The 19,971-nt window shown below is 70.9% G+C and carries 16 protein-coding genes; 10 read left to right on the top strand and 6 right to left on the bottom strand.

Features of this window, described 5'->3' with window-relative positions; all coding sequences use genetic code 11:
• Entirely contained in the window at positions 1-534 is a 534-nt protein-coding gene (locus JN22_RS00815) for a MarR family winged helix-turn-helix transcriptional regulator (RefSeq protein ID WP_085552101.1), read from the top strand.
• The gene (locus JN22_RS00810; RefSeq protein WP_085552100.1) at positions 534-1,757 is read left to right on the top strand and encodes a DUF2336 domain-containing protein; all 1,224 of its coding nucleotides are present in this window, start codon (positions 534-536) and stop codon (positions 1,755-1,757) included. The genes JN22_RS00815 and JN22_RS00810 overlap by 1 nt, the downstream gene beginning before the upstream one ends.
• A 48-nt stretch (positions 1,758-1,805) precedes the next feature.
• On the opposite strand, the gene JN22_RS00805 is transcribed toward JN22_RS00810, so the two are convergent.
• A complete protein-coding gene (locus tag JN22_RS00805; RefSeq protein WP_085552099.1) occupies positions 1,806-2,492 on the bottom strand; it encodes a hypothetical protein in 687 nt (228 codons plus the stop codon).
• 529 nt (positions 2,493-3,021) lie between these two features.
• Between JN22_RS00805 and JN22_RS00800 the strand changes: the two genes are divergently transcribed.
• Positions 3,022-3,510 (top strand): PIN domain-containing protein, encoded by a 489-nt coding sequence (locus JN22_RS00800; protein WP_085552098.1) that lies wholly within the window; start codon positions 3,022-3,024, stop codon positions 3,508-3,510.
• A gap of 93 nt (positions 3,511-3,603) precedes the next feature.
• Here the strand turns inward: JN22_RS00800 and JN22_RS00795 are convergent, their stop codons facing one another.
• Entirely contained in the window at positions 3,604-3,948 is a 345-nt protein-coding gene (locus JN22_RS00795) for a DUF3649 domain-containing protein (protein WP_085552097.1), read from the bottom strand.
• Positions 3,949-4,420: 472 nt separating this feature from the next.
• Between JN22_RS00795 and JN22_RS00790 the strand changes: the two genes are divergently transcribed.
• The 3 genes from JN22_RS00790 to JN22_RS00780 all read left to right on the top strand — a co-directional run bounded on the left by JN22_RS00790 (position 4,421) and on the right by JN22_RS00780 (position 8,038).
• A complete protein-coding gene (locus JN22_RS00790; protein WP_085552095.1) occupies positions 4,421-5,008 on the top strand; it encodes a cold-shock protein in 588 nt (195 codons plus the stop codon).
• 431 nt (positions 5,009-5,439) lie between these two features.
• A complete protein-coding gene (locus tag JN22_RS00785) occupies positions 5,440-6,810 on the top strand; it encodes a PQQ-dependent sugar dehydrogenase (RefSeq protein WP_085552094.1) in 1,371 nt (456 codons plus the stop codon).
• A 172-nt stretch (positions 6,811-6,982) separates the two neighbouring features.
• Entirely contained in the window at positions 6,983-8,038 is a 1,056-nt protein-coding gene (locus tag JN22_RS00780) for an acyltransferase family protein (protein WP_179166004.1), read from the top strand.
• Positions 8,039-8,144: 106 nt separating this feature from the next.
• Here JN22_RS00780 and JN22_RS00775 read toward each other — a convergent pair whose 3' ends face one another.
• Complete coding sequence (locus tag JN22_RS00775) at positions 8,145-9,122, bottom strand: choline ABC transporter substrate-binding protein (protein WP_085552092.1); 978 nt, start codon at positions 9,120-9,122, stop codon at positions 8,145-8,147.
• Between the two features lie 209 nt (positions 9,123-9,331).
• Here JN22_RS00775 and betI point away from each other — a divergent pair, with 209 nt between their 5' ends.
• Complete coding sequence (gene betI / locus JN22_RS00770) at positions 9,332-9,922, top strand: transcriptional regulator BetI (RefSeq protein ID WP_085552091.1); 591 nt, start codon at positions 9,332-9,334, stop codon at positions 9,920-9,922.
• A gap of 104 nt (positions 9,923-10,026) precedes the next feature.
• Here the strand turns inward: betI and JN22_RS00765 are convergent, their stop codons facing one another.
• Together JN22_RS00765 and JN22_RS00760 are read right to left on the bottom strand one after the other, a co-directional pair.
• The gene (locus tag JN22_RS00765) at positions 10,027-10,884 is read right to left on the bottom strand and encodes an ABC transporter permease (protein ID WP_085552090.1); all 858 of its coding nucleotides are present in this window, start codon (positions 10,882-10,884) and stop codon (positions 10,027-10,029) included.
• Entirely contained in the window at positions 10,877-12,088 is a 1,212-nt protein-coding gene (locus JN22_RS00760) for a quaternary amine ABC transporter ATP-binding protein (protein ID WP_085552089.1), read from the bottom strand. Before JN22_RS00760 ends, JN22_RS00765 begins: the two co-directional genes overlap by 8 nt.
• Before the next feature lie 424 nt (positions 12,089-12,512).
• On the opposite strand from JN22_RS00760, the gene JN22_RS00755 reads away from it, so the two are divergent.
• From JN22_RS00755 to JN22_RS00745, 3 genes are all read left to right on the top strand, one after another.
• Positions 12,513-14,153 carry a methyl-accepting chemotaxis protein gene (locus JN22_RS00755; RefSeq protein ID WP_143268077.1) on the top strand — a complete coding sequence of 547 codons (1,641 nt, stop codon included), beginning with the start codon at positions 12,513-12,515 and terminating at the stop codon, positions 14,151-14,153.
• A 273-nt stretch (positions 14,154-14,426) separates the two neighbouring features.
• Positions 14,427-15,791, top strand: a complete 1,365-nt coding sequence (locus JN22_RS00750; protein WP_085552087.1) for a globin-coupled sensor protein — start codon at positions 14,427-14,429, stop codon at positions 15,789-15,791.
• Between the two features lie 110 nt (positions 15,792-15,901).
• Positions 15,902-16,987: an AbrB family transcriptional regulator gene (locus JN22_RS00745; RefSeq protein ID WP_211099536.1), complete on the top strand. Its 1,086-nt coding sequence runs from the start codon at positions 15,902-15,904 to the stop codon at positions 16,985-16,987.
• 24 nt (positions 16,988-17,011) lie between these two features.
• Here JN22_RS00745 and JN22_RS00740 read toward each other — a convergent pair whose 3' ends face one another.
• A complete protein-coding gene (locus JN22_RS00740) occupies positions 17,012-19,822 on the bottom strand; it encodes a hybrid sensor histidine kinase/response regulator (RefSeq protein WP_085552086.1) in 2,811 nt (936 codons plus the stop codon).
• Between the last annotated feature and the right edge of the window lie 149 nt (positions 19,823-19,971).

Genomic DNA, 19,971 nt, shown 5'->3' with positions numbered 1-19,971 from the left:
ATGGCGGGACCGGTGACGAACAGCCAGCGCTGGGACGAGTCCTCCGCCGAGGAGTCGGGAGAGGGGCTCGACCTCGCCGACTATCACGGGCTCGCCCGGCTGATCGAGCGGATGCACCGCCGTTACCTCGACGTCGTGCGCGTCAGCCTGCTGAAGCAGGGCATCGAGGATGTCGGGCCGGTGCAGGCGCTGATGATCATGCTGATCGGCGAGGACGAGCTGTCGGTGCGCGACCTGATGGAGCGCGGCTATTACCTGGGCTCCAACGCTTCCTACAGCCTGAAGATCCTGGTGGACGCCGGCTACATCAACCGCGCCGCCAACCAGCGCGACCGGCGGACGGCAAGGCTCCAGCTCACCGACAAGGGCCGCGCCCTGCGGGTCGAGCTGACCAAGCTGGAGCAGCTCCAGGCCGAGGCGCTGGTGCGCAACGAGGCGGAGGTCCGCGACCTGAAGGCGGCCTACCGCACGCTGCGCCGGCTCGACCGCGTGTGGGGCGACATGGTGCGCTATTCCAGCCTGGATTTCGACTGATGGCCGAGACGGGTGATCCGATGGACGCGACCGCGAAGCAAATCCCTCCGAAGCCGGCCTCCCTCTCCTCCCGCGACGTCGAGCGCCTGCTGGCCTCGCCGTCCGCCGAGGCGCGGATCGAGACGATGCGCAAGCTGTTCGACGATCTGGAGGCCGGCGCGCTCAGCCCGGCCGAGCGCTCGCTGGCCATCGAGGTGATGCACTGCTTCGCCGGCGACGCCCAGACGGCGGTGCGCGAGGCGGTGGCCTGGCAGCTCCGCAACAGCCCGCTGCTGACCGGGGATCTCGCCGAGCGGCTGGTCCGCGACGTCGGGCGGGTCGCCTTCCCGATCCTGCGCGACACCGCCGGGCTGACCGACGAGCTGCTGCTCGACGTGCTGTCCGACCCCGATTCCGGCAAGCATCTGGCGGTGGCCGGCCGCGCGAGCGTGTCGGCGCGGGTGTCGGGCGCCATCGCCGAGCATGGCAACGTCATCGCGGTGACCGCGTTGCTGCGCAACGACGGGGCCGACGTGCCGGAGCCGGCGCTGCACCGGGCGCTCGACCGATTCGGCCGCGTCCGCATGGTCAGCGAGGCGGCGGCGACCCGTCCCGGCCTGTCGCTGGCGGTGGTCGAGCGGATGGTCGCCTTCGTGTCGGAGTCGATGCGGGAGACGCTGACGCGGGCGCATGGCCTGTCGCGCGAGCTGGTGGAGCGGCTGGTCGAGCATGGGCGGGAGGCGGCGACCATGCGTCTGCTGCGCCCGGTGCTGCGCGGGGCCGAGGACGTCGATTCGGTGATCCAGTGGCTGCACGCCAACCGGCGCCTGACCCCGGCCCTGCTGTTCCGCGCGCTGTGCGCCGGCGACCTCGCGCTGTTCGCCGCCGGCATGGCCGCCCGCGCCGGCATCCCGCCGGAGAACGCGCGGGCACTCGCCTGGGACGACGGCGAACTGGGAATGGCGGCGCTGCTGAAGCGGGCGCGGGTGGCAAGCGGGCTGTTGCAGCCCTTCCAGGTGGCGGTCGGCGTCGCCAAGCGGACGCGCTACGACGGCGCCGAGGCCGGTCGCGAGGACTTCCAGGCAGAGGTGATCGGCGAGCTGTTCACCGCCTGCACCCCGACGAACGACTGGATGGTGGACGAGCTGCTGGTGCAGCTGTTCGACCAGAAGTCGGACGCGGTGATCGACCGCGCGCTCGACCAGGCGGGGTTGCCCTTCGCACCGGTGCGCATGGCGCATTAGATCGAGTGCGCATGGCGCAGCGAACCGGAGCGAAGGGCGGTTCCGCCCTCAGTTGGCGGCGAAGCAGTAGAGCAGCCCGGCGCCGCCGGTGCTCTTCAGCGCATCCTGGCTGCACCCGCCGCGCGAGGCGTGCGAGCTGTTCCAGGACTTGGCCGGCGGCTGCTCGTCCAGGCCCATGCGGTCGTGGTGGCCGACCATGACGGCGCCCTCGCCGCCGCTGCGGGTCCAGTTGCCGCAGGTCATGTCCCCGGCGCCGGCGAAGGCGGTGCCGTCCGTCTGCGAGCCGGTCAGGATGTCGTGGGTGTTGGGCTGATCGCCCCGCCCGTTGACCACCGCGCCCTTCTCGGTCAGCGCCGTCTGCTTGTTCAGGTTGTTCGTGCCGTGCAGTTCCGCGACGTTGCGGGCGATGATCTCGCCCTTGGCGTTCTGCCAGGGACCGGAACCGATGCGGTCGCGCGCGTTGACCGCCGGCTGGCCGCCCGCCGCCTGGGTGCTGAGATAGGCGCGCCACGTCCGGCTGCCGGCGCCGGCAGCCTGGGCCAGCTGTTGGCAATGGCGGTCCGCCCCCTCCAGCCCGCCGAGGTCGGCGCCCTTGCCGGAGCCGGCGCTGGTGACGAAGAAGGACATGGCGGCGGCCCCGCCCTGCGACGTCTGGGTTTGGGCCTGGACCGACGCGCCGGCCCCCAGCATCAGCAGCGCCGCCGCGATCGGGGTCAGGATTTGCGTGCTCGTCATCTGTTCCTCCCTTGATTCCGCTTGGTTCGGTGGCTTTCGCCGGGGGTGGGACGCCCGGCGTCTCGGCTTTATTCCCCGCACCCCATGCGTCGCACCGCGTCCCCGGTTGGGTGGCCCCGCGCCGGTCCTTCATCGCCGCCATCAGGGCGTTGCGGGCGGTGACCGCGTTGACGACGACCGGCCCGATGTCGGTCGCCAGCGGCACGGCGCAGAGGGAGAGGGGGATCCGTCGTTGTCGCGTCATGCCAGCATCGCGGGCGTCGTGGGAACACGCATAGGGGAGCGGCCGGGCCGCGAATGCAAAGTGAAGGTTTGATGGCGTCCTGGCCAAGCATCCGAAGCGGCCGAACCGGGGCCGGTGGCTTCATCCCCGGCGGCCAGATCGGTGCTGGCCTCCAGGCTGGCCGGGAGTATCATGGGTCGAACCCCGCTCGCTGGAGCGGGAGCGGGCCTTGTCGCGCGATCCGATCGTTCCGACGTGGCGCGAGAAGTGTCCGCCTCTCGATCACAGTCACGAGGAGATCGCAGCATGTCCAACGCCGATCACGCTTCGCCGGACAAAGCCGCCGAGGCTTTCGCGCCGCCGGCTGCCGGGGGGCTGTTGACACCCAAGGAGCTGCGGACGATCACCGAGGAGCATGAGCGGGAGGTCGCCCGCAAGGCGGCCGAGGAGGAGAAGAGGAGGCAGGAGGAGCACGACGCCCTGCGCGACGCCTTCCTGCACCAGCACATCCGCGCGGACGCGCGGGACCGCTTCACCCGTGCCGTCCGCATCGCCGCCGAGAACGGCCTTCGCGAACTGCAACTCCTGCATTTTCCCAGCAGCTACTGCTCGGACGGCGGGCGGGCGATCAACAACTTCGAACCGGACTGGCCGCGCTCACTGACCGGCTACGCCCGCGAGATCCATGAGGCCTACGAGGCCAATCTGAGGCCGCTCGGCTACCGTCTGGAGGCGGCAATCCTCAACTACCCCGGCGGCATGCCGGGCGATGTCGGCCTGTTCCTGCGCTGGTGATGGAAGGCCCGTCGCAGGTCCGGCGTTTCCGGCCGGACTTGCGACGTCGCATAGCGGATTTTCCTCACCCGGCTCCGGCTGGCGCTCCGGCCTTCACGGCATCCCCGCGCCGCGCATCAGCCAGGCCACCCCGCCGAGGAGCAGGGCCGGCGTCCCCAGGCCGACCCAGGCCCGACCCGCGCTGGAGGCCGTGAAGACCCACAGGGTCGCCCCGGTGTGGACGGCGATCCCCAGCAGGGTGGCCGCCAGCACGGCGTCCCCGCGGCCGGGCAGGTCGCCCCGCGCCAGGGCCTGCGGCAGGAGGGCGGTCGCCGCGGCGGTCAGGACATGGCCCCCGGCCACCGCGGCGATGATGCGCGAGAGCACCGCCAGTCGCTGGCGCAGCGGCGCGGGCAGACGGGCCGTCACCCTGGCGGTCTTCCTGATCCTTGTCGGCATGGGGCGGTTCCGTATGGGCGTGGATTGTCCTTGCGGGTCGGGCCGGTTCACGGCTCGGCCGCGGTGCCGGCGACCGATCCCGCAAGGCGCCCGTTCCGTCGCGGCGGCGCTCACGGTGCGCCGGAAGTCCGCTCGTGCCCGCAATCAGGCCCGAGCGGCTTCGGATGCCTTTCCGGGATATCGTAAATGCGAATGATTATCAATATAATTTGTGCGGTTGCCCACCGCTCTGCGGGAGGGACGCGGCGTGAGCGTCCCGCCGCCGCCGGCCGGTTCCGCGTTCCACGGTTTCCGCGCCGTGTTTTTCGCCCCGATCGGGGCAAGAACCATCGCCTGCATGGCTTCCTTCCGGGAATTTTATGATAGGGTCTTGGTGCCGGGGGCCATTCTGGGACTTCAGGCGCGGTGCAGGGCCCAGGTCACGGGACGCCCCGCCGCCGCCCCGGCCTTCGGGACGTGAAAGGGACCTGTCTTGAGCGAAGAGTTGAAAAACGTCACGGCGACGGTGAAGTGGTTCAAGCCGGAAAAGGGTTTTGGGTTCGTCCGCCTTGCCGACGGTTCCGGCGAGGCGTTCCTGCACGCCTCTGTTCTGGCCGCCGCCTCCCTCCCCAACCCGATGGAAGGCACCACCCTGGTCTGCGACATGGCGCAGGGCGCCAAGGGACCGCAGGTCGTCGCCATCCATTCCGTCACCCCGCCGGAAGCTCCCCCGGCCCCGCGCGCCCGCGCGCCGCGCCCGCCCCGTGGCGGCGCCCCGACGGCGGCCGAGACCGGCGAAGCGCCTGCCCCCCGCGCGCCCAAGCCGCCGCGCGAACGCCGCGAGCGTCCTCCCGCCGAACCGGCCGGTCCGGCGGTGATGGCCTATGGCACGGTGCGCTGGTACAACCTCGACAGCCAGTCCGGCCTGATCGAGCCGTGGGAGGACGGGGCCGACGTGTTCTTCGACCGCGCCACCCTGCGCCTGTCCGGCCTGGACATCGTGGCCGACGGCGAGGACGTCCGCTATCTGGCGGTCGGATCGGAGGACGCCCCGGTCGCCCAGCGGGTCGAGCTGATCTGAGGGCTGCGGCACGGGAGGTGCCGGCACAGGGGGGACCGGCGCCGTGGCTCTCCGGTGCCGGTCCCTGCCCTTGTCGAGCGGCATCGCCATCCACTGCGGCGCCGTCGGTCCATCGGTCGATGCACCTCTCTCCCTCTCATTAACTGATAGTGATTATCATTTGCAATAGGCGCCGTCCTGGGATAGGATGCGTCCATGGTTCGGAGATCATGGATCCGCCTCCTCGGATCCCTCTCCATCCTGCGGCGGCGCGGACGCCGGTTCCATGGTTCGGCGCGGGGTCCCTCTCTCCCCCGCGCCGGGCCCGGAGGGGGCCGGCGTCCGCGTGGGCGCCATGCTGCGCAACCGCCCTGGCGGTGGAACCAACCCGGCATCGGGGCCGTTGATCGGAAACACTTCCGATATCGCGAGAAACCCGAGGCGTCCGGCCGATGCGCACACTGTCCGTGTCTTTCCTGACCCTGGCCGCCGCTCTGGCCGCCACGACCCTGGCCGGCTGCGGCGAGCAGGCGACCCTGCCGGTGTCCGCCGGCACCGGCCCGAACCCGACGCTGCCGGAGCCGAAGGAGACGATGTTCCCCACAGTGAACATCGCGACTGTGGCCCGCTGGCCGGATGGCACCGCCCCGACCGCCGCCGCCGGGATGGCGGTGACGCCTTTCGCCACCGGGCTGGACCATCCGCGCTGGCTGCTGCCGTTGCCCAACGGCGACGTTCTGGTGGCCGAAACCAACGCCCCGCCCAAGCCGGAGGACGGCAAGGGCATCAAGGGCTGGGTCATGGGGCTGGTGATGGGCAAGGCCGGGGCGAAGACTCCCAGCGCCAACCGCATCACCCTGCTGCGCGACGCCGACGGCGACGGGGTGGCGGAGGCGCGCTTCCCCTTCCTGGAGGGGCTGAACTCGCCCTTCGGCATGGCGCTGGTCGGCGACACCCTGTACGTCGCCAACAGCGACGCGGTCGTCCGTTTCCCCTACCGCGCGGGCGACACCCGGATCACCGTCCCCGCCACCAAGGTCGTCGACCTGCCGGCCGGGCCGATCAATCACCACTGGACCAAGAACATCATCGCCAGCCGCGACGGCGCCAGGCTCTACGCGACGGTCGGCTCCAACAGCAACGTTGCCGAGAACGGCATCGAGGCCGAGCAGGACCGTGCCGCCATCCTGGAGATCGATCTGAAGACGGGCGCGCGCCGCGTCTTCGCGTCGGGCCTGCGCAACCCCAACGGCATGGACTGGGAGCCGCGCACCGGCGCGCTGTGGACGGCGGTGAACGAGCGCGACGAGATCGGCAGCGACCTCGTGCCCGACTACATGACCTCGGTGAAGGACGGCGGCTTCTACGGCTGGCCCTACAGCTACTACGGCCAGCATGTCGACCAGCGGGTCACGCCGCAGCGCCCCGATCTCGTCGCCAAGGCGATCCCGCCCGACTACGCGCTGGGGCCGCACACCGCCTCGCTCGGGCTGGTCTTCGCCAAACCGGACGCCGGGCGGCCGGGCAGCCTGCCGCCGGCCTTCGCCGAGGGCGTCTTCATCGGCCAGCACGGCTCTTGGAACCGCAAGCCGCACAGCGGCTACAAGGTGGTCTTCGTGCCCTTCGCCCAGGGCCGCCCGTCCGGCGAGCCGGTGGACGTGCTGACCGGCTTCCTCGGCCCGGACGAGACGGCGCGCGGCCGCCCGGTCGGTGTCGCCCTTGCCCGTGACGGCGCCCTGCTGGTTGCCGACGACGTCGGCAACGCGGTCTGGCGGGTCAGCGGCGGCGGCGGGGCCGCTCCGCAATCGGCCGAGCGGCCATAAGCCTTTTTCCCCCATTGCCGGCTCCGTGGCCCGCCGCGCTTCTCCCCCGGGGTAGCGCGGTTTGGCCCCGGCTGGAGTCTTTGGTCAAATTGCACGGACGATTTCTCCTTCCAAGCTTAGTAGGACGCTGTCCGCTTCGGAGAAATGATCCGTCATGCAAACAAACAGGTGTATGGCGAAAATAGTTTCGCTTGAAGCCGCCCGCTTTGTCGCGGCCCTTCTGGTGGTTCTGCACCACGCGACGCTGATTCCGGTGGAGCCCCGCTTTCTCGGCTACCAGCCGCTGAACGGCTACTTCTTCCCCGGCCATATGGGGGTGGAGTTCTTCTTCGTCCTCAGCGGCTTCATCATCATGCATGTGCACCAGGGAGACCTCGGACGACCGAAGCGGCTGGGGAGCTATCTCTGGCGTCGCGCGTCCCGCATCTACCTCCCCTACTGGGCGGTCCTTGCGGTCCTGATCCCGGCCTATCTGTTCACCGGCATGGGCACGGCGGACAAGCGCGACCCGCTCTATCTGCTCTCGTCGATCCTGCTGATCCCGCAGAGTTCGCAGCCGGTGCTGGGGGTTGCCTGGACGCTGACGCACGAGGTGCTGTTCTACGCGCTGTTCGGCCTTTTCATCCTGAATCGCCGCTTCATGGTGCCGGCGATCGCCGGCTGGGTCGCGCTGATCCTGGCGAACCAATATGTCTGGCCGTTGCCCTTCCCCGGCTCCTTCTTCCTCAGCCTGTACAACCTGCTGTTCCTGGCGGGTGTCGGCGGTGCCCTGCTGATCGCCCGCCGCGCCGTGCCGAAGCCCGCGCTGGTGCTGCTGCTGGGGGTGGCCGTGGTGGCGGTGGCCTGGGTGCTGGAACTGGGCGGTCATCTGGGCTGGGATGTCCAGCGCTTCGTCTACGGCGCCGCGTCGCTTCTGGTCGTTCTGGGGCTGGTGGAGCTGGAACGGTCCGGGCGCCTGCGCGTTCCGTCCTGGCTCGGCGCGCTCGGGGCAGCCTCCTACGCCATCTATCTGGTGCACGCGGTGGTGCAGTCGATGGTGCTGAACCTTGCCTTCCACGGCCGGCCCGACGGGTGGCTTTCCGAAGGCACGCTCTTCGCCGCGCTGCTGCTTCTGCCGGTGGTGGCCGGTCTGATCTTCCATCACGGTGTCGAACGGCCGCTGACCCGTCTGGTCCGCGGCATCCCGTCGAGGCGCGCGTCGGGCGGCCCGGTCACCGCGGGGACCTGAGGGCGGCGCCTCCGGACACCGGCTTGGCGTCGAAAGCCGGTGTCCGGGGAAGCGCCGGAGCCCCCCTACGGCCTCATGGGCCGGGGCCTCATGGCCTGCCGGGACCTCACGACTTGGCGGCGATGCCCAGCTTGGCCTGGACGGCGGCGAGGCCGTCCTTGCCGTCCAGCGTGGTGACGCCGGACAGCCAGGCCTTCAGCACGTCGGGGTTCTTCTTCAGCCAGGCCTTGGCGGCGGCGTCCGGCTTCTTGCTGGCGTTCATGATGTCGTCCATCACCGCGTTCTCCATGTCCAGCGTGAAGGACAGGTTGGCCAGCAGCCGGCCGACGTTGGGGCAGTCGGCGGCGTAGCCCTTGCGGGTGTTGGTGCTGACGGTGGCGCCTCCGAAATCCGGGCCGAACCACTCGTCGCCGCCGGCCAGATAGGTCAGCTCGAACGACTTGTTCATCGGGTGCGGGGTCCAGCCCAGGAAGGCGATGAACTTCTTGGCGCGCACCGCCCGCTTGACCTCGGCCAGCATGCCGGCCTCGCTGGACTCGACCAGCTTGAAGCCCTTCAGTCCGAAGGCCTCGGCCTTCAGCATCTTGTCGATGATCAGGTTGCCGTCGTTGCCGGCCTCGATGCCGTAAATCTTGCCGTCCAGCTTGTCCTTGAACTTGGCGAGGTCGGCGAAGCTGGTCAGCCCGGCGTCGGCGGCGTATTTCGGCACCGCCAGCGTGTATTTGGCGCCTTCCAGGTTGACCCGCGTCACCTCGACCGAGCCCTCCTCGACCGCCGGCTTCAGGAAGGTCTCCATCGTCGGCATCCAGTTGCCGAGGAAGACGTCGAGGGATCGGGTCTTCAGCCCGGTGTAGACCAGCGGGACCGAGGTCATGGTGGTGGTCGGCGTGTAGCCCAGCCCCTCCAGCGTCACCGAGGCGAGCGCGGTCGTCGCCGCGATGTCGGTCCAGCCGACGTCGCCGAAGCGCACCGCCTTGCAGGCGGCGGGGTCGGCCGCCTGCGCCGTTCCGGCGAAGGCCAGCGCGGTCGCCGCCAGTGCCGCCGCCATCGCGGTCTTCGCCGCCAGGGCCTTCCAGGACGTCATGCTCGTCAACTCCTCGATCTGTGGGTAAGCGTGGTTGGGTCGTGCGGTTCAAGGGGGGCGATGCAAGGGGCGCGTTTCAAGGGAGCGGCCCCGCTTTTTTCGCCATCGACGGGGCGGCGAAAAGGGCGCATGTGTTGGGCGGGAGGCCAAGGCTCCGGTTGCGGACCGCCTTGGCCGGACAGCGTTTTCGGAACCGTCGGACAGGCCGCATGCCCAAAGTTGGAATGGAACCGATCCGCCGCCGGCAGTTGATCGACGCCACCATCGCGTCGATGGGCAAGCACGGGCTGGCGGACACCACCGTGCAGACGATCAGCCGGGGCGCCGGCGTGTCGCCCGGCATCATCCACCATTATTTCGGCGGCAAGGACGAGCTGCTGGCCGCGACCATGCGCAGCATGCTGGTGCAGCTCCGCACCGACGTGACCGAACGGCTTGCCGCCGCCGGCCTGTCGCCGCGCGCCCGGCTGGAGGCCATCATCGACTGCAACTTCGCCGCCGAACAGTTCCAGCCGCAGGTGGTCGCCGCCTGGCTGGGCTTCTGGGCGCAGGCGCCGCACAACCCGGCGCTGTCGCGCCTGCAACGGATCAACGCGCGCCGTCTGCACTCCAACTTCCTGCACAGCCTGCGCGCCCTGCTGCCGCCCGAGCGGGCCGAGCGGGTCGCGGTCGGGCTGACGGCGATGATCGACGGGCTGTGGCTGCGCTTCGCGCTCAGCGGCGGCCTCAGCGGGGAGATGGACGGTCGCGAGGCGCGCGCCGTGGCGATCGGCTATCTCGATGCCGAACTGGGCAAGTAGTCGCGGACGTGCCCCCACCCCAACCTTTCCCCGCTGGGCGGGGGTGAGCGTAGGGCGCATTCCTCCCCAGCCCAGCGGGGAAAGGTTGGGGGCGGGGTGTAACGTCACCGCGCCTTCCCTCCCCTGCCGGTGCCGAAGCTCTGGGTGATGCGGTCGATCACGACCGCCAGCAGCACGACCGCCAGCCCGCTCTCCACCCCCAGCCCGATGTCGAGCCGCTGGATGCCCTGAAGCACGACGTTGCCCAGGCCGCCCGCCCCGATCATCGAGGCGACGACGATCATCGACAGCGCCATCATCATGGTCTGGTTGACCCCGGCCATGATCGAGGGCAGCGCGTTGGGCAACTGCACCTTGAACAGGAGCTGGTGGTCGCGGCAGCCGAAGGCGCGGCCGGCCTCGACCAGTTCCGCCGGCACCTGCCGGATGCCGAGCGCGGTCAGCCGCACGGCCGGCGGCATGGCGAAGATGACGGTGGCGATGATGCCCGGCACCCGCCCCAGCCCGAAGAACATCACCGCCGGGATCAGGTAGACGAAGGCCGGCATCGTCTGCATCAGGTCGAGCAGCGTCTTCCCCAGCCCGTCGGCGACCCGGCTGCGCGCCATCCAGATGCCGAGCGGCACCCCCGCCGCCAGACTGAGCGCGGTCGAGGCCAGCACCAGCCCGAGCGTCGAGACGGTCGGCTCCCACAGATCCATGGCGAAGATGGCGGCGAAGGCCAGGGCCGTGAACAAAGCGAAGCCCTTGCCGACGCGCCACAGCGCCGCCGCCGTGATCGCCCCGCCGAGCGCCCAGGGCGGCGCCCCCAGCAGCGCCCCGTCGATGGCCCCGCCGAAGCCGTCCACCACCGCGGCCACGACGTCCAGCGCCGGCTGGCCGTGGTCGAGGATCGCGTTGACCAGCCGTTCCGACCACACCCCGATGCCGCCGCCGATGGCTGCGGCGAGTTCCTCACCCATCGCCGAGGCTCCCGCGGTCGAGCGTCTCCAGCAGGGCGGCGCGCGAGACGACCCCGAGGAAAACCCCCTGCCCGTCCACCACCGGCAGCGGGCAGGGCGCCGTCGCCACCCGGCGCAGCAGCGCGTGCACCGGCGCGTCGCCGGCCGCCGGCTCCACCCCGTCGAGCAGGTCGGCGCCGTCGCGCGACAGGACCCCCCGGAAGCGGCCGGCGCGGTCGCGGACATAGCCGTAGCCGGCGCCGAGCTCGCTCAGCCGCCGCAGGGCCGGGCGGCGGTCGTCGGCCTCGTCGAGCAGCACGGTGGCGGCGTCGCAGCGGGCGAGGTCGCGCGCGCGCAGCACGCGGGAGGAATCCACCCCGCGGAAGAAGGCGCGGACATAGTCGTCGGCTGGCTCGCGCAGGATCTCCGCCGGAGTGCCGATCTGGACGATGCGGCCGTCCTCCATCACCGCGATGCGGTCGGCGATGCGCATCGCCTCCTCCGCGTCGTGGGAGATGAAGACGATGGTGCGCGCCTGCTCGCGCTGGAGGCGCAGCAGCTCGTTCTGCATCTCGGCGCGGATCAGCGGGTCGAGGGCGGAAAAGGCCTCGTCCATCAGCATGATGGTCGGGTTCTTGGCGAGCGCGCGGGCCAGCCCGACACGCTGCTGCATGCCGCCCGACAGCTCGCGCGGGTAGCGTCCGGCGTAGGCGCCCAGGCCGACCTGCTCCAGCGCCTGGAGGGCGGCGGCGCGGCGGGCCGCCTTGCCGACCCCGGCCACCTCCAGCCCGAAGGCGGCGTTCTCCAGCGCGGTGCGGTTGGGCAGCAGGGCGAAGGATTGGAAGACCATGCTCATGTCGCGGCGCAGCACCTCGACCAGCGCCCGCCTGGGCAGCCGGGTCAGGTCGCGGCCGTACAGCCGGATCTCGCCGCGGCTCGGCTCGATCAGCCGGTTGAGCAGCCGGACCATCGTCGACTTGCCCGATCCGGACAGCCCCATGATGACGAAGATCTCGCCGGCCCGGATGTCGAAGCTGGCGTCCACCACCCCGACATTGACGTTCAGCCGGCGCAGCACCTCGGCCTTGCTGGCGCCGGCCTCCAGGAGCGACAGGGCCGGGCGCGGGTCGTCGGCGAAGATCTTGCAGAGACGACGGACCTCCAGGCGCACTTCCGCCGGTCCCGTCGAAGACGAGGCGGTTTCGGAAGGCAGGATCAGCGTCATGAGGGCGGCCTCGGTCGCGATGATGTCCCGGAAACCGGGAAAGGCCGTAGATTGCCCCGAGCACCCCGTCGCGGTCGAGAGCGCGTTTCATCTGAATTGCATTTTGGTGATCGGGCCGTGGCGGCAGCGACAACAGGCCGCGCTTTGTTTTTTATTGAACGCTCAATCAAGAAAGAGTCGTTGCGGGACGGGCCGCCGCTTCGCATGAAATCGACGGCCTGCAAATATTCCGGGCAACCGCCTCCCCTTGTTTCACCAAGACGGCAAGTGAAAAATGGAAAATTCGTCCCGCCTCAGGGTTTTGCCTGACTGCCCAAAAACGTCCGTTGGCCAATAATCCGGGGAAGACGTTGCGTTTGTGCTTCCGTTGCCTGCGCACAACTTTTCTCGGAGAAATTTGATGAAGGTTTCAACGAAGATACTGATGCCTGTCGTCATACTCTCCGGGGTGGCGGCGACGGTGGGCGGAATTTCCATGTGGGGTTTCCAGCGCACCGGCGACGCAACGCTGGCGCTGCTGCACACCAACCGGATGGTGCTGACCGCGTCGGAGCTGCGGTCGGTCAGCCGCGCCTTGCAGCGCGACGCGCTGAACCTGATCGCGGAGGATGCGAAGGGGCAGGCGGAGCTGAAGGGCCGCTTCGCCGGGCGTCTGGAGGAGATGGACCACGGCATCAAGGCGCTGGCCGGTTTCCTCGCCGACGGCGGGCGTGAACAGGACCGCGCCATCGCCGGTTTGCAGGCCAAGGTCGCCGGCACCCTGGCGCGCGTCCGAGACCTCGCGCTCGCCGGCAAGCCGGCGGAGGCCGAGGCGCTGTTCCAGTCCGACCTGCGCGGCGAGGAGCGCGCCGCCTCCCGGCTGACCGACCCGCTGATCGAGGAGGGCGCGCGGGAGATCGAGCGGCTGACCGCCGATCTGGAGCGGGTCGAGGGCTTCGTCCGGACGCTGGTGTGGACGGTCGGGCTGTTGGGGATCCTGGCCGGCGTGCTGCTGTCGCTGCTGATCGCGCGCCGTGGCATCGTCCGGCCGCTCGGCCGGCTGACCGACGCGATGAGCAAGCTGTCGCGCAAGGAGTATGGCATCGACCTGTCCGACACGGCGCGCACCGACGAGGTCGGCACCATGGCCGGCGCCGTGGCGGTGTTCCGCGACGCCATGCGGACCGCCGACCGGCTGGAGGCCGAGCAGGCCCAGGCCCGCCTGGCGCGGGAACGGCGCGCCGCCGAGGTCGAGCGGCTGATCGCGGGCTTCGAGGCCGGAATCGGCGACATCCTGCACACCGTGACCGCCGCTGCGATCGAGCTGGACGCCACCGCCCGCAGCATGACCGGCATCGCCGAGCGGACCAACGCCCGCGCATCCGCCACCGCCCGCGCCGCCGAGGAGGCGTCGGTCAACGTCCAGACCGTCGCGTCCGCCTCCGAGGAGTTGAGCATCTCGATCACCGAGATCAGCGGGCAGGTCGCCCGCTCGACCGACATCGCCAACCGGGCCGGCGAGGAGGCCGGCCACACCAACGCCCAGGTCCAGGGGCTGGTCGAGCAGGCCCAGCGCATCGGCGAGATCGTCCGGCTGATCACCGACATAGCCTCGCAGACCAACCTGTTGGCCTTGAACGCAACGATCGAGGCGGCGCGCGCCGGCGAGGCCGGCAAGGGCTTCGCCGTGGTCGCCAGCGAGGTCAAGAGCCTTGCCAACCAGACCGCCAGGGCCACCGAGGACATCTCCGGCCAGATCGCCTCGATGCAGGGCGCCACCGACGGGGCGGCGCGGGCCATCCACGGAATCGGCCGCACCATCGGCACGATCCGCGAGGTCGCCGCCTCCATCGCCGCGGCCGTCGAGGAGCAGGGGGCGGCGACCGGCGAGATCGCCCGCAACGTCCAGGAGGCGGCGTCCGGCACCCAGGCCGTCACCAGCAACATCGTCAGCGTCAGCGAGGCCGCCAACCAGACCGGCGCCGCCGCCTCCCAGGTGCTCGGCGCGTCCGGCGAGCTGGCGCGCCAGTCGGATCGGCTGAAGGGCGAGGTCGAGCGCTTCCTGGTCGGCATCCGCGCCGCCTGATCCCCGCTTTTCCACCCGCTTAGCCTGGGCGTCCCGCGTCTTCGCGGTCGTGGGGGAACAAAAGGTTACGAAAGAACAAAATTGGCATCAATTATCAGAAAAATTACACTGTATCCTGTGCGGTTTCCATGGTTGAATGTCTGAGTATCATACTCCGTTATGCAGCGTTCGTTCAACCGGACGTCTTGCGGATGGCGGCTTGCCCGAAAGGGCAGCGCCTGCTGAATTCGGCGCAACATCGGCATCGGGGCTTTTGGAAAGGGTGATCAAGAGATGAGCGCGGCTGTGTCCAATGGTCAGATCCGGAGATTCTCGACCTTCTCCATCACCCCCGACGACCTCGCCCTGTTGCGTGGCAACCGCGATTTCGCGGAGCGGCAACTCCCCGGCCTGCTGGCGGAATGGCACGGGCTGTTCGCGGAATGGCCGGAGATCCAGGCGGCGCTGAAGCTGCCGGAGGTCCATGCCGCCCGCGTCGAGCATTGGACCCGCGCCGCCTCCGGCCGCATCGACGACGGCTTCGAGGACTCGGCGCGGCGGCTGGCGACCGCCTTCTACCGGAACGGCGTTCCCGGCTATGCCGTGGCGCTCTGCCATTACACGGTCAGCGCCGGCATCATCCGCGCGCTGGATCTGGACGGCAGCCAGGAATCGGGGCCGATCGCCGGGCTGCTCGGCGGCGCCGCGCGCCGGACCCGCGCGGCGATGCGGGACGCGCTGACCAAGGTCACCTGGATGGACCTGGAACTGCTGATGGAGACCTACGCGTCCGCCGAGGCCGAGAGCCAGCGCGCCACCCTGGCGGAGCTGGCCGGCAATTTCGAGGGCAGCGTCCAGAGCATCGTCGCCGGCACCGTCGCCGCATCGGACCAGATGCAGGCCCACGCCCGGCGGATGAGCGAGATCGCGTCGGCCGCCAGCCGGCAATCGACCGAGGTTGCCTCGGAGACCGAGCAGGCCTCGGCCAGCATGCAGACGGTGGCGAGCGCGTCGGAGCAGCTCGCGACCTCCATCGCCGACATCAGCCGCCACGTCAGCGAGACCTCGCGCATCTCCAACGCGGCGGTCGCCGAGGCGGAGCGCACCAAGGCCACGGTCAGCGGGCTGGTCGAGGCCGCCCAGCGGATCGGCGAGGTGGTCAGCCTGATCAACAGCATCGCCAGCCAGACCAACCTGCTGGCGCTGAACGCCACCATCGAGGCGGCCCGCGCCGGGGAGGCGGGAAAGGGCTTCGCCGTCGTCGCCAGCGAGGTGAAGAACCTCGCCAACCAGACGGCGAAGGCGACGGAGGACATCTCCAGCCAGATCACCGGCATGCAGAACGCCGCCGGCAGCGCCGCCGGGGCGATCCAGGACGTCGGCAAGACGATCACCCAGATCAACGAGATCGTCACCGCCGTCGCCGCCACGGTGGAGGAGCAGACCGCCGCCACCCAGGAGATCACCCGCAACGTGCAGGAGGTCGCGGTCGGCGCCCGTCGCGTCACCGCCTCGATCGGCAACGTCACCCGCTCCTCGACCGAGACCGGCGACATCGCGCGCGAGGTGCTGGAGGCCGCCGGCACCCTGCACGGGCAGGCGGACGGGCTGAGCCGGGGCGTCGGCGACTTCCTGACCCGCATCCGCTCGGTGCGCTAGCCCGCCGTCCGGGGAGCGGTTCCGGCCGGGACCGCTCCCGGCCCGCGCATGGCAGCCGCCACATCCGGCGCCCCCCGCGCGGCTGGACGGGACCGCCCCCGGCCGGCACCATGACCGCCTTCGATCGGCTGGGGCGTCTGGGGTTTGGAATGGTGTGGAAGAGAGCCGCCGGGCAATGGGCGGGGCTGCTCGCGCTGTCGGCCGGGCTGACGCTGGGGCTGGACGCCGTCGCCCTGCCCGCCGCCTGGCTGATCGGGCCGATGGTCGCGGCCATTGCGCTGGGGGTCGGCGGCGCGGTGATCCGGGTGCCGGGCAGCGGCTTCATCGGGGCGCAGGCGGTCATCGGCTGCCTCGTCGCCCACGCCGTCACGTCGGACATCCTGCTGTCCATCGTCCAGAACTGGCCGCTGATGCTGGCGACGGTCGGCGTCACCGTGCTGGTCAGCGGCATCGTCGGCTGGCTGTTCGTGCGCTATGGCAGCCTGCCCGGCACCACCGCCGCCTGGGGCACCTCGCCGGGCGCCGCCGCGGCGATGGTCGCCATGGCCGGGGAGTACGGCGCCGACGCGCGGCTGGTCGCGGTGATGCAGTATCTGCGCGTCGTGCTGGTGGTGCTCAGCGCGTCGATCGTCTCGCACATCCTGATGGACGGGGGGGCTCCGGCGGCGAACGCGCCGGTCGCGCCGGTGGAGGCGCTCGACCCGCTGGGCTTCATGGCGACGCTGGCGGTGGCCGGGGTCGGCGGCTGGGCCGGCACGCGCTTCCGCGTGCCCTCGGGGGCGCTGCTGGTGCCGATGGTCGCCGGGGCGCTGCTCCAGGCCGGCGGCGGCGTCACGCTGCAACTGCCGCACCCGCTGCTGACCGTCACCTACGCGGTGCTGGGCTGGAGCATCGGCCTCCGTTTTACCCGCGAGGTGCTGGGGCACGCCTTCCGCGCCATCCCGCAGATGCTGCTGTCGACCGGGCTGATGATCGCCCTGTGCGGGGTGTCGGCCTGGATCCTGGTGACGCTGCTGCCGACCGATCCGCTGACCGCCTATCTGGCGACCAGCCCCGGCGGGCTGGATTCGGTGGTGGTCATCGCGCTCGGCGCCAACGTCAACCTGCCGCTGGTGCTGGCGTTGCAGACCCTGCGGCTGTTCGTCGTCGTCCTGTCCGGCCCGCCGCTGGCCCGGCTGATCGCCCGCTACGCCTGACCCCGCGCGTCGGAAAGGCGGGCCTCACCCGCGCCCGGCCGTCAGCTCAGCCTCGATGGCGGCGGCCAGATCCTCGATGCGGTACGGCTTGGGCAGGACGTGGAACGCCTCCATCCCCATCAGATCCTCGTTGTAGCCGGTGGTCAGCAGCACCGGCAGGCCGGGGCGCAGGCGGCGGATCTCGCGCGCCAGATCGACGCCGCTGACCGTTCCCGGCATGACCACGTCGGAGAACAGCAGGTCGGCCGGCTCGCCGCCGCGCAGGCGGACCAGCGCCTCGTGGCCGTTGACCGCATGGGCGACCGTGTAGCCCATCTCCTCCAGCGCCGCCCTCACCACCGGGGCGACCAGCGGGTCGTCCTCCACCATCAGGATGCGCAGGCCGCGTCCGGGCGGGGCGGCGCCGTTCCCGGCCATCGGTTCGCCGGCCGCGTCGCTCACCTTGTCGCAGGTGGCGCGCGGCAGCAGCAGGGTCACGGTGGTGCCATGGCCGGGGGCGCTGTCGACCATCACCGTGCCGCCCGACTGGCGGGCGAAGCCGTAGACCTGGGACAGGCCGAGCCCGGTGCCCTTGCCGACCGGCTTGGTGGTGAAGAAGGGTTCGAAGGCGTGCGCCGTCACCTCCGGCGCCATGCCGGTTCCGGTGTCGGTGACGCGGATGCGCAGGAAATCGCCGGCCAGCCCGTCCGGTCCCGGCCCGCCGGTGGCGGCTCCGCCCAGCGTGACGTTGCAGGCGGCGATGACGAGGCGCCCGCCGCCGGGCATGGCGTCGCGCGCGTTGACGGCAAGATTCAGCACCGCCAGCTCGAACTGTGTCGGATCGGCCTCCACCGCCCACAGCCCGGTGGCGAGGTCCATCGAGACCTGGATGTCGGCGCGCAGCGCGCGCTCCAGCAGGCCGGTCATGCCGAGCAGCCGGTCGCGCAGGTCGAAGGGCTCGGGGTGCAGGCTCTGCTTGCGGGCGAAGGCCATCAGCTGCTGGACCAGCCGCGCCCCGCGGTCCACCGCCTGCCGCCCGGCGTCGATCAGCGGCGCCACCCCCGGCCGTTCCCCGGCGCGCCGGCCGATCAGTTGCAGGCAGCCGGACATGGCCTGGAGCAGGTTGTTGAAATCGTGGGCGATGCCGCCGGTGAGCTGGCCGATCGCCTCCATCTTCTGGCTCTGGCGGAGCTGCTCGCGGGCGCGTTCCAGCTCGGCGTCGCGCTCCTTCCCGGCGGTGATGTCGCGGGCGACGCCGTAGACGAGGCCGTTGTCGAGCACCGCCGCCCAGGACAGCCAGCGGTGGGTGCCGTCGCGGCAGCGGAAACGGTTCTCGTAGTTCAGCGTCGGAGTCCCGGCCGCCAGCCCGGCGACCTTCCGCCGGCTGCGCTCGTGATCGTCAGGGTGCTCCATCCAGGTGGCGGTCCGCCCGACGATCTCCGAATCCGACCAGCCCAGCGTCCGGCTCCAGGCCGGGTTGACGCTCAGAAGCACGCCGTCCAGGTCGGCGATGCACAGCAGATCCTGCGACACCGCCCAGATGCGGTCGCGCTCGCGCGTGCGCTCGGCGACGCGGGCCTCCAGCTCGGCGTTCAGCGCGCGCAGGGCGATCTCGGCCCGCTTGCGTTCGGTCACGTCGTGCAGCGTGCCGACCAGCCGCACCGGGTGTCCGTCGCCGTCGCGCAGGAAGTCGGCGTGGCGGGAGAGCCAGCGCTCCTCGCCGGTGTCGGCGCGGCGGATGCGGTATTCCACGGCCGTCGCCGCGCTGCCCGCCGCCCGGCTGCCGTCGTTGGAGGACAGCGCCCGGTCCTCCGGCACCAGCATGCCCTCGAACAGGGCGGCCGGGGCGCTTTCCATCGGCTCCAGCCCCCACAGGCGGAAGAACATGTCCGAGCCGGTCAGGGTGGAGCCGGCGATGTCGACCTCGAAGGTGCCGACCCGGCCGGCTTCCTGCGCCCGGCGCAGCCGGCTCTCGCTGCCGCGCAGCGCCTCCTCGATGGCCTTGCGTTCGGTGATGTCCACCGTCACGCCGGATATGCGCAGCGGCGCGCCCTCGGGGCCCGACAGGCGGCGTCCGTGGCTCGACACCCAACGCATCCCGCCGTCCGAAAGCAGGCGGTACTCGATGGTGAAGCGGCGGCCGTCCCGCATCGCCGCGTCCAGGCAGCGCCGGACGCCGTCACGGTCCTCCGGCAGGATGCCGTCGACGAAGTCGGACAGCGGCGCCCCGGCCGCCGCCGCCGCCGGATCGACCGAGAAGAGCCGCGCGTAGGCGGCGTCGGTGTGGACACGGCCGCCGACGACATCCCAGTCCCACACGCCGACCGCCGCCGCCGCGTCCAGCGCGTGGCGCAGCCGCTCCTCGCTGCGCTCGGTGGCGCGCATGGCGTGGATGCGCGCGGTGGTCTCGATCACGGTGCAGAGCACCCCGGCGACCCGCCCGCTTTCATCGGGAACCGGGCTGTAGAACAGGTCGCACCACACCTCCTCCGGCGCGCCGTTGCGCTCCAGCAGGAAGAGATGGTCGGTGTGGGCCTGCACCTCGCCGCGGAAGCCCTTCTCCAGGATGGCCCGGTTCCAGTCCCAGATTTCCGGCCAGACGCCGGGGACGGTGCCGCCCAGCGCCTGGGGGTGCTTGCCCCCGGCGATCCGCGCGTAGCCGTCGTTGTAGACCATGCGGTGGTCCGGCCCCCACATCAGCACCATCGGAACCGGCGAATGCACCACCAGATCGACGACCGTGCGCAGGCTCCGCGGCCAGTCCGCGATGGGGCCGAGGCTGGTCGCCGACCAGTCGAAGGCCGCGACCAGCGCGCCGGTCGGGCTGTCGCTCAGCGTCAGGAGATGCCGGTCCATGGCATCCTGGTGGTCTGGCGGGCGGTCCAGGGCGTGGTCTCCTCGGTCCAAGGTCCCACTGTCATAGCGAAACCGGCCGGGTCGCGGCAATCCAACAAGAGCGGATAGGCCGTCCGGGAAAAGCGACAAGCGCGGCGGCGCCCGCTATT

The organism is Azospirillum agricola (assembly GCF_020005195.1).
GTDB lineage: Bacteria > Pseudomonadota > Alphaproteobacteria > Azospirillales > Azospirillaceae > Azospirillum > Azospirillum agricola.
Note: the sequence above shows the minus strand (reverse complement) of the source record. Positions and strands in the feature narration are given on the sequence as shown.